The organism is Roseovarius sp. D0-M9, from assembly GCF_037083805.1.
Lineage (GTDB): Bacteria > Pseudomonadota > Alphaproteobacteria > Rhodobacterales > Rhodobacteraceae > Roseovarius.
This window is the reverse complement of record NZ_JBAPKZ010000023.1, coordinates 58,192-69,098: the sequence shown is the minus strand read 5'-3', so window position 1 is coordinate 69,098 and position 10,907 is coordinate 58,192. Positions and strand designations below refer to the sequence as shown.

Genomic DNA, 10,907 nt, shown 5'->3' with positions numbered 1-10,907 from the left:
GCATTACATGACCGTGCTGATACAAAAACTTGATGTACGAAACCGGGTCGAGGTGGTGCTTGCCGCTCAGGCTTTGGAGAGTTCTGGTCAGCTCAGCCGCTCCAAGTCGGTGAATTGAAATCAAATAAATGCGTCTTCCGTTGGTGTTTTTATCGGCAAATCGACGTGTAGTTTCGTTTCATCAGCGGCGCTGTTCAAAATCAGCGTTCCGCCGAATGGCTCGAGGCGCCGCCGCATTCCCTGTAGGCCAAGTCGCCACGATGGCATGTCTGGCGTTGCCGTGGCAGGGCGGGACGGGCCGCTGTGTATCAGAACTTCCAGATTTGCTCCTGATCGCTTCAAAGTGATCTTAGGAGGCTTGCCGACGCCATGACGGGCGGCATTGTTAAGGCCTTCTTGGATAATGCGGTATAGGCATATCCGGCGCGGCGCATCCAATTCTATGTCGGACTTATCCATATCGAGCTCGACGTCTATGCCGGTCAGGGCATGATGCCGCTCAATGGCCAATGCGACGGTTCCGGCGGCATCGAGGCCTTCGAGTTCCGGCAAGATCAGGCCAGCCGACATGCTGCGCAACTCTGTCATCACCTGTTGGGTCAGACTGCGGAGCGTAGTGCCGTCGGGCAGATCGGACCCGGGATCGTCCTTTCCCATCAATGACATCAGCCCAAGCAATTGCACCGGCCCGTCATGCAGTTCGGCGCCAACCATGTTCAGGACCTGTTCATTGGCTTGCGCTGCCTCAAGCCGTGCGCGATCAGCGTCTCTTCGCAATTGCTCGTTCTGCTCGGTCATTTTGCGTTCGACATTCAGACGATCCCTTAGCTCAGCGCTCTGGTTGAAGCACAGCGCAAGCATCGCCAACACTCCCAATGTCGTCAATGTGACAGCGGTCCAGACCGCCCGTTCGACGAATGTGCGATCACGCAGAATTTCGGTGGCATCCTGATATATTTCACCGACCGCGATCAACTCCCCCGTGGCCGGATCGTGAATCGGCGCATAAACTTCGAACAAGGGGTAGGACATCGGAAAATTCGTATCTACAACACCGGAGGTTTCGAGTTTGGCCACGAACCCCCCGGCGAGCGCAGAGTTCAAGTCTTCGGCGTCGTGCAGTTCCGTCTCGTCATTGGCGAAGGTTGAATAGAACAGCGTGCCGTCGGGTCTCCAGATTCGGAGCAGAAGGTTGGAACTCTCATCGGGAAAGCTGCGAATGACATGATCGAGGTAGGGGTCCGTGTCGGCGACGCCATCGGGATAGGAAAGTGCGTAGGGTGCCAGCAAGTTATCAATGTAGACACTTCCAACCTTGCCATGAGATTGAAGCTGAAGAGAGCGATACTCGTAGATGATGAAGCTTCCGAGACTGACCATGACGATGCTTATCAGGAAGGTGAACAGTGCTGCCAACGGGCTGGGACGGGGGCGAAACCATCCAATGGGGCTCCGGCTCGAATCGCGTCGTCCCTTAGGGGAATGATTTGCCTGCGGAACCATTTTATACCCAACTTCAAATTCAACCGTATGGTTGAAAGGTCCAGTATGCCACGCAGCAAACAGAACCGGTGATCAGCCTCTCAAGGCTTGAAGTGTTAACAAAGTATTAGCAGCAATTCTCTCACTTTAGCACGTTCTGACCACCTGATCGATTCAGACCAAAGTCTGAACTTATTCCACACACTTGGTCGAAAATGTGGCGAGTCTTAGGTGCGCGATTTGTGGCAGACTTCCGCCCGTGGCGAAAAATCGCCGACAGTGACAGACTGATTTCCGGACTTGGGGAAACCTCGACCTCCGCAGACCAGCCGCACTGCCGCTGATCTCGAGGTCTGGTGCCAACTAAAAGATATCATTCAACTTTCGCCCTCGTTTTACCGCGGCGGGCCATCTGGGGAGATTTGTCATGGCTGTTAAACTGAATGTCGCCGACCTGGAATTCATCCTGCGTCAGATCAAGATCAGCGAAGCGCACGCTGACGGGACACCGTTGACCGAAGTTTATGTTGACGCTGATGGAAATGTCGTTCCTGAGGGAACGCCGGGCGCCGTTCTGGCAATCTCCAGTCCGCTCGTCCCCAATGGTCTGCGCACCGTGGACGGCACCTACAACAACCTGATCCCAGGTCGCGAGACCTGGGGTGCAGCGGACGCGGCGATGCCGCGCATGCTGGATCCAAGCTTCCTCAACGAGGACGACGGTGACGAGATGCCCCTCGGAGCGCCGGGCGGTCCCTTGGTGACCAACAACGATTACGGCGTGATCGGTGCCCCCTCCGCTCCGAACGTCAACGGTGGTCATACCGGTAACGTCGCGGATGCAGACCCGCGAATTATCTCGAACCTCGTCAACGATCAGAGCATCAACAACCCTGCCGCCGTCGCCGCCTGGTTCGCCAGTGATGCCGCTTTGGCCGCATTCCATGATCGCTATGGCCCCGATGCCATCCCTGTAGCCCCCGGCGAAGGCCTGACCCCTTTGGCCGTTGCGAATGCCAGCTTTGAGGATCAGTCGCTTGCCGACGGTGAGCCTGGCGTCACAAGCAGCCCACTTGGAAACTTCTCGCTCGCCGCACCGACGGGCTGGACCGTCTCGGGCGGCGCTGGCGGCCTCTTTGCACCCGTCGACACCGTAAGCGACCCGGCTGGGCACTCTGGCCCGAACGTGGCTTGGCTGACCGGAGGCGCGACCCTTGCGCAAAGCGTCGGAACACTGACCGAAGGGGCGAACTATGCCCTGAGCCTGAGTGTTGGTGATCGCACCGATCAGGTTTGGTCGGGTGGCACGGCGCGCCTCGTCGCGGTTGGGCCGGGCGGCGTCACGACCGTGATTTCCACAATGGCTCTGCCGGAGCCGGCCGACGGCCAATGGGCCGACCTGACACTGGAAACCGGTCCGATCGCGGCCGGTCTGGCGGGTCAGACCCTGCGCATCGAAGTGCAGCAGGAGGGCGGATCCCAAGTTCTGGTAGACAACGTTTCCCTGTTGGCCACGGACGGAAACAAGATCGAAATCGACAATGTGGACTTGGCCACGCTGCCGAACATCGCGCCTGATGATGGCATTTCGGCGCCGTTCAACGCCTGGATGACCTTCTTTGGTCAGTTCTTTGACCACGGCCTGGACCTGATAACCAAGGGCGATAACGGCACGGTCTACATTCCGCTACAGGCGGACGATCCGCTCGTTCTGGGCGCAGACGGCATCGCCGGGACGGCCGATAACCTGCCGCACCATTTGCGTTTCATGGCAGTCACCCGCTCGACACCGGTTGAAGGGCCGGGTGCGGACGGGATCCTGGGCACCGCCGACGACACCCAGCACGAGGGCGAGAACACGACGACCCCCTTCGTGGATCAGAACCAGACCTATACGTCGCATGCCTCGCACCAGGTATTCTTGCGCGAATACGCGTTCGACGTGAACGGCGAGCCTGTCTCCACCGGCAAGCTGCTGGATGGCGCGAACGGCGGTCTGCCCACATGGGCAGAGATCAAGGAACAGGCGCGCGTCATGCTGGGCATCGAGCTGACGGACGGCGACGTGCTGAACATCCCCCTGCTGCGCACCGACCAATACGGTGCATTCATCCCCGGGCCGAATGGCCTGCCACAGATCGTCGTTGGTCTTGGTGCGGATGGCATTCCGAACACCGCAGATGACGATGTGGTGGAGGGTGATTTGGCAAGCCCTGTAAACACCTTCACGGCGGGTGCGGTTCGTATCGGCCATGCCTTCCTCGACGATATCGCCAACGCAGCGAATCCGTTCGACGGCCAGACTGGCACTCTCAAGACGGCCGACGACGACACGGCGCTCGGTCTGTCGGATAGCGTGGACACTGCGGGCAAGTACGACAACGAGATGCTCGATCGTCACTTCATTACGGGCGATGGGCGCGGAAATGAAAACATCGGCCTGACGGCTGTTCACCACGTTTTCCACTCCGAGCATAACCGACAGGTAGAAGCCAACAAGAAGACCATTCTGGAATCTGGCGATATCGACTTCATCAATGAATGGTTGATCGACGACATCCCGGCGGGCGATCCGGTGCCGACCGATCCAGCCACTCTGAACTGGGATGGCGAGCGTGTGTTCCAGGCGGCCCGCTTCTCGACCGAGATGCAGTATCAGCACCTTGTCTTTGAAGAATTCGGGCGCAAGATTCATCCGAATATCGATCCCTTCGTCTTCAACGCGGTGACCGATATCAATCCGGCGATTTTCGCTGAGTTCGCAAACGTGGTCTATCGTTTTGGCCACTCGATGCTGACCGACAGCATGCCGCGCGTCATGGTCGATGAAGAGACAGGCGCGGTTACGACCGACGACATGGGGCTGATTACAGCCTTCCTGAACCCGATCGCTTTCGACAATGACGGTGAGATGAGCGCTGACGAGGCATCGGCGGCGGTCATTCTGGGTATGACGACCGAACGTGGCAGTCAGATCGACGAGTTTGTCGTGTCATCCTTGCGCAACAACCTGTTGGGCTTGCCGCTTGACCTTGCTGCGATCAACATCGCGCGGGGCCGTGAAACCGGCATTCCGACCTTCAACGATGCGCGGGCAGAGCTGTTTCAACAGACTGGCTCAGTTTGGCTGAAACCCTACGAGAACTGGGTCGATCTGGCCTCGAACCTTAAAACGCCGATGACCGTCGTAAACCTGATTGCGGCTTATGGCACTCACGCCAGCATCCTTGCCGCAGATACGCTGGTCGAAAAGCGTGACGCCGCATTCGACCTGGTCTTTGGGGGAGGCGCCATTTCCGATGAGGAGCGTTTCGACTTCCTTCTGGGTCGCAACGACTGGTCCGCAGAAACCAATGGCCTGAATGACATCGACCTTTGGGTCGGCGGCCTGTCCGAGCGGATCATGCCATTCGGCGGCATGCTGGGATCTACCTTCACTGCGGTCTTCGAGGCCCAGATGGAGGCGCTTCAGGATGGCGACCGGTTCTACTACCTGACCCGGACGCAGGGTCAGAACTTCCTCAACGAGCTGGAGGAGAACTTCTTCTCCAAGATGCTGCTGGCCAACACCAGCCTGTCCGATCCTGGTCCGGACGGTATCCGAGGCACCTCTGACGATATTGTTCGTCACCACATCGGCGTCGATGCCTTCGGTCTCTATGACTACGTGCTGGAGATCAATCAGGCCAATCAGTTGATTGACGATCCGGTCGGCAACGATCCGGTCCTTGAGGCGCTTGGCATGGGCAAAGTGGTCCGGGACGATCCGACCACCAGCGAGGTCGAAACCAATTACCTGCAATTCTCCGGAGGCGAGCATGTCGTCGTCGGCGGCACCAGCGGTAACGATACGATCATTACCAGCGATGGGGACGATGGCATCTGGGGCGGGGATGGCGATGACTACATCGAATCCGGCTTCGGCGTCGATCTGGTCAATGGCGGCGGCGGAAATGACATCATCCTCGACGCGGGCGACGAAGGCGACTTCCTCAAGGGCGAGGAAGGAGACGACGTAATCTCCACGGCCAACGGTTTCGACATCGTCATGGGCGGTGAAGGCAAGGACGTGATCTTCCTCGGCGCGGATGCCTCGGACGTCTTTGGCGGCGAGGGCGATGACTTTATCCTCGGCGGCGACGGTAGCGACTTCCTGATGGGGAACGAAGGCGACGACTGGATCGAAGGCGGACCGGGTTTCGACGTGATAGCCGGCGACAACTCGGAGCTCTTCTTCAACAGCAAGGTCATAGGTCACGACGTGATGTTCGCGGGCTCCGATGAACAGGACTTCGACGCCGAGTCTGGTGACGACATCATGATCCAGGGGCCGAGTGTCATGCGGAACGAAGGCATGTTCGGCTTTGACTGGGCCGCCTTCAAGGGCATGCCCCAGGATGCCTATGCGGATATGCGGATCAAGATCTTTACCACGGACGAGGAGGACATCCTGCGCAATCGTTTCGACAAGGTCGAGGGGCTGTCAGGATGGGAAAACAACGACACGCTGATCGGCGATGACCGCGTGGCACCTGGACTTGGCGAGCTTGCTGAAAAGGAACTCTTCAACGACGGCCTTGATCAGGCCGGCATCGACCGCATCGACGGTCTGTCCGATCTCGTCTCCATCGCCGATGGCGAGGAGTTCTGGGAAAGTGGCAACATCATCCTTGGCGGTGGTGGCTCGGATCTGATCACCGGCAATGGCGGTGACGACATCATCGACGGCGACCGCTGGCTGAACGTGCGCATCCGCATCACGGACGAGCCATACGCCGAAAATATCGCAGCGAACGAGATCGCTACGGTCGATACTCTCAAGCATATCTTCACGGCTGACGACGGTGTGGACCCCAGCTGGGAAGGCAAGAGCCTGTTCGAACTTCTGGTATCTCGGACGATTGTGCCGGGCCAGATGAACATTGTTCGCGAAATTCTGGATGGCGGTCAGGAAAACGACGTCGACATCGCCGTCTACAACGATGACCGGGACCAATATACCATCACCGACCTTGGCAACAATGTGTATCAGGTCGAACACACCGGGTTCGGTAACAACCCTGACATCCTGATCGACGACGGCACCGATACGCTGCACAACATCGAGGTGCTGCGCTTTGCAGATGGCGATTTTGTGCTCGGGCAGCAGCCTGCGACCGGCGCGCCGGTGATTGATGACCAGACGCCGACCGAGGGCCAAGTGCTGACCGTGGATCTGTCGGGAATCAGTGATCCAAACGGTATCGAGGGACCGATCTCGGTTCAGTGGCAGTCATTCGACGGCACGGATTGGGTCAACATCCTGGGTGCGACGGGAACAAGCTTTACACCCGATGATGGTTTTTTGGGTATCGGGAACGAAGTGGGCCAACCGTTGCGCGTAGTGGCCAGCTTCACTGATGGTCTGGGCGAAACCGAGACAGTCATCTCTGATCCGACAACGCCTGTTGGAGACGCCTGGAGTGGCGGTGTCGGCAACCAGACATTCAACGGCACAGAGGGCGATGACATCGCCATTGGGAACAACCGCATCACCATTTCTTTCGGACCTTTTGGATCCATCGAACTGGCCAGCGGAAACAACGTTCTCAACGGTAACGGCGGAAACGACATACTTGAGGGTCGCGGTGGCAACGACACCATCGATGGCGGCGCAGGCGACGACCTGATCATTGTCAACTTCGCTACAGGTGCAGGTGGACGCGACATCATTGATGGCGGGGCGGACGAAGACACGTTCGCGCTCACCGGCAACGCGAGTGCCGAGACTTTCCGTATCTATACCCGCGACGCGGCCATCACGGCTGGTCTGACCGGGCTGGCTGCGGCGACCGAGATCGTCATCACCCGCAACAACGCGATCATCGCCGAGTTGGACAACATCGAAGAGATCATCATCAACGGCACCGATGCGACACCTCCCGCAAACGGCACTGTAGGTGGCGACACCATCGTGGTCTTCGGTGATTTCTCAACGACAAGCCTGAACCTGAACACGATTACGATCAACGGCACGTCCGGAGATGACACTGTCGACATCACGGAGCTGACATCGGCGCACCGGATCGTATTCCGGGGCGAGGGCGGCAATGACACCATCGTCGGCACGCTGCGCCCGCAGGACGTGATCGACCTGCCCGGCATCGGTGATCCCGAAGTCACGACCGATACGAACGGCATGGTCACTGTCAGCCGGGGTGGCGCAAGCGTTACATTCGACGGGTCGAGCGGAATGCCGGGTATCGGCAGTGGTGCGCCCACCGACGATGACGTTCCATCCGGGGCGTTCGCGCTGAGTGCCCGCGATCTGGCCGGTTTGAAGAACCTTGTGAACGGCCTTCCTGCCTTTGAGGGAGATGACGACACCGAAGACGCCGCAGGCTACAGAACGTTCAGTGGCGAGGGAAACAATATCGACAATCCGCAATTCGGTGCGGCGGAAGAACCCTTCATGCGCCTGACGGAGGCACGCTACGGCGATGCGGATGGCAACGGCAACCGGATGATCAACCCGATCTTCGATGGTCTCGATCCGCGCACTCTGTCGAACACTCTAGGAGTGCAGGATGACAGCGTTGCGCCCAATGCGATGAATGCCAGTACCCTGTTCATGGCCTTCGGCCAGTATTTCGACCACGGGCTGGACTTCCTCCCGAAAAACGCGGCCTTCGGCACCATCGACATCGGGGGCCCAGGCGCGGAACGCAGCCCGACATCGGACAATCCTGTGGACCTGACACGGGCCGAGGTTGCGTTCATCGATGATGACGGCGTGCCGCAACACCTCAACAAGACGTCACCCTTCGTCGATCAGAACCAAGCCTATGGCAGTCACGAGCTTGTCGGCCAGTTCCTGCGCGAAAGCGATGGTGCCCAAGGGTCCGGCATGCGGCTTCTGGGGGGTGAGGCAGATCCGTCGGATCCCGCATTCAGCCTTCTGCCGACATTGCGCGACTTGATCACGCATCACTGGGAGGCTGAAACCATCTTTGAGGATGACGGTCTGCCGGGCGGCGCGGCCACGCTACGCGAACTGATGCCGGGACTGGTCGATGACACCACCGGGGCGATTGATGCAGGCATGGTATCTGCGCTTGCATCGGATTTCCTCGGCTCGGGCCAACCGCTGCTTCTGGATACCAATCCGTATATCAACCTGCTCGACCACCGGGTGGCCGGCGACGGACGTGCGAACGAAAACTTCGCGCTGACGGCAGTGCATACGGTCTGGGCGCGAAACCACAACTTCCACGTTGAAAACCTGATCGCACAGGGCTTTGAAGGCAGTGCCGAGGAAATTTTCCAGGCCGCCAAAATGCTGAACGAAAGCGATTATCAGCGCGTCGTGTTCCAGGAGTTCGCGGACAAGCTGCTTGGCGGGTTGCGCAGTGCCGATGGTAATTTCGGCGATCATGGGTGGGACGGCTACAACCCCAATGTGGATGCTCGCATCAGCCACGAGTTCGCGGCTGCTGCCTATCGCTTCGGTCACTCGCTGATCGGCGAGACGCTACAGGTCAACGGACCGGATGGGACGACCGTGGAGGTGCCTCTGTTCGATGCCTTCCTCAATCCGACCAATGATCCGAGCGTCTTTACGGCACCGCTGCCTCCGGGCTACGTTCCGGCGCCCGGTTACGCGCAACATGGTGTTGCGTCGATCATTGGCGGGACTGCAACGCAGATAGCGGAAGAAGTCGACCTGAAGATCGTCGATGCCGTTCGCTCGGATCTGGTGCGCATCAACGCCGATCTGTATGCCTTCAACGTCGCCCGCGGCTGGGATGTCGGCCTTGGCACGATGAACCAGGTGCGCGCCGGCCTCGCGGCATCCACCGATCCCTACATCGCACAGGCGGTCGGATTGGTCGGAGACCTGTCGCCCTACACCAGCTGGGCAGATTTCCAGGCCCGCAACGGTGTGAGCGACGCCTTGATGGCGCAGCTGATGACGGCCTACCCGGACCTTGTCCTCGAAACGCCCGAAGAGATCGCGGCTTTCGTTGCAGTCAATCCTGATATCGCTCTGGAGGATGGCGAGAATGGCACAAAGATCGTCAAGGGCATCGACCGGGTCGATCTGTGGACCGGCGGCCTTGCTGAAAAGCATGTCAACGGCGGCATGGTCGGTCAGACGTTCTGGGTCGTGCTTCATGAACAGCTTGATCGTCTGCAAGAAGGCGACCGGTTCTACTATCTCGATCGGTTCGACAACTTCGATTTCTACGAAGATTTCGGAGAAGACACGACCTTTGCCAATATTGTCGCTCGTACGACCGGCCTGACTGACCTCGACATCGAGCTCTTCGACGCCAATGTCGATGTCGATGACGACGATGATGACGTCGATGATGATGACGCGGTTGACGACGACGACGATACGGCTGCCGATGATGACACGGCTGACGACGACGACGGGGATGAGGAAGAAGACGACGACGAGGAAGACGACACCGCAGAGACCGACGATGACGACACCGACGATGACGACACCGACGATGATGACACCGACGATGCGGGTGATGGCACCGTCACGCAGCCGCCGCTTGCGGCCGGTGGTCCGATCATCGGCACGGCGGCTGGAGAGGCGCTGTTCGGCACTGAGGGCGCTGACAACGTACTGGCCCTGAGCGGTCGGGACATGATCTTTGCCGGTGACGGTGATGACAACGTCTTGGCCGGCGCCGGAGCCGATATGGTCTTCGGAGATGGTGGTAATGACAGGCTGTTTGGTGAGGGCGGGGACGACTTCATCGAGGGCGGTGCCGGCGACGACTTTGTGGTTGGTGGTGCTGGGGATGACACGTTCATCGCAACCTCGGGTGACGGCAATGACGTCTACTACGGTGACGACGTCTCGGGCGGCACTGGAACCGACACTCTCGACATGTCCCGGATCGTCGAGGACATAACGGTTGATCTGGGCAGTGGTGTCGGTGGTCGCGGACAGGCCACAAGCGCCGAGACCGGCACCGACGTTCTGTGGAGCATCGAGAACTTCATCGGCGGTGCCGGTGATGACGTCATCACCGCAGGACGTGCGCAGAACGTCATGGATGGCGGAGGGGGCAACGATGTCTATCGCTTCCTGTCTGCCGCAGATGCCGATGGCGATACCATCGCCTCGTTCCAGCCCGGCGACAAAATCGACCTGTCACAGATCGATGCCAATGGGGCGGGCGCGGGCAACGGCACATTCACGCTGGTTTCAGACGCATTCAGTGGAAGTGGCCAGCTTCTGGTGACCCACGAGACGGGGCCGGATGGTGAAGTGACCGTGGTCCAAGGGAGCACCAATGAGGATGGCGCTGCCGACTTCAGTATCTCGATCCGTGGACGCCACGAGCTGACGCAGGACGACTTCCATTATTGATCCCTCCGATCAAAGCCAAGGGTCTGGGCTGGACATAGATCAGCCCGGACCC

General features: G+C 59.1%; 2 protein-coding genes. One reads left to right on the top strand and one right to left on the bottom strand.

The window, feature by feature from the left end; translation table 11 throughout:
- Nucleotides 1-120: 120 nt before the first annotated feature.
- A complete protein-coding gene (locus V8352_RS14960; RefSeq protein ID WP_336425101.1) occupies nucleotides 121-1,416 on the bottom strand; it encodes a sensor histidine kinase in 1,296 nt (431 codons plus the stop codon).
- A gap of 493 nt (nucleotides 1,417-1,909) precedes the next feature.
- Here V8352_RS14960 and V8352_RS14955 point away from each other — a divergent pair, with 493 nt between their 5' ends.
- On the top strand, nucleotides 1,910-10,855 hold the full coding sequence (locus V8352_RS14955; protein WP_336425100.1) for a peroxidase family protein: 8,946 nt from the start codon (nucleotides 1,910-1,912) through the stop codon (nucleotides 10,853-10,855).
- Nucleotides 10,856-10,907: the final 52 nt, after the last annotated feature.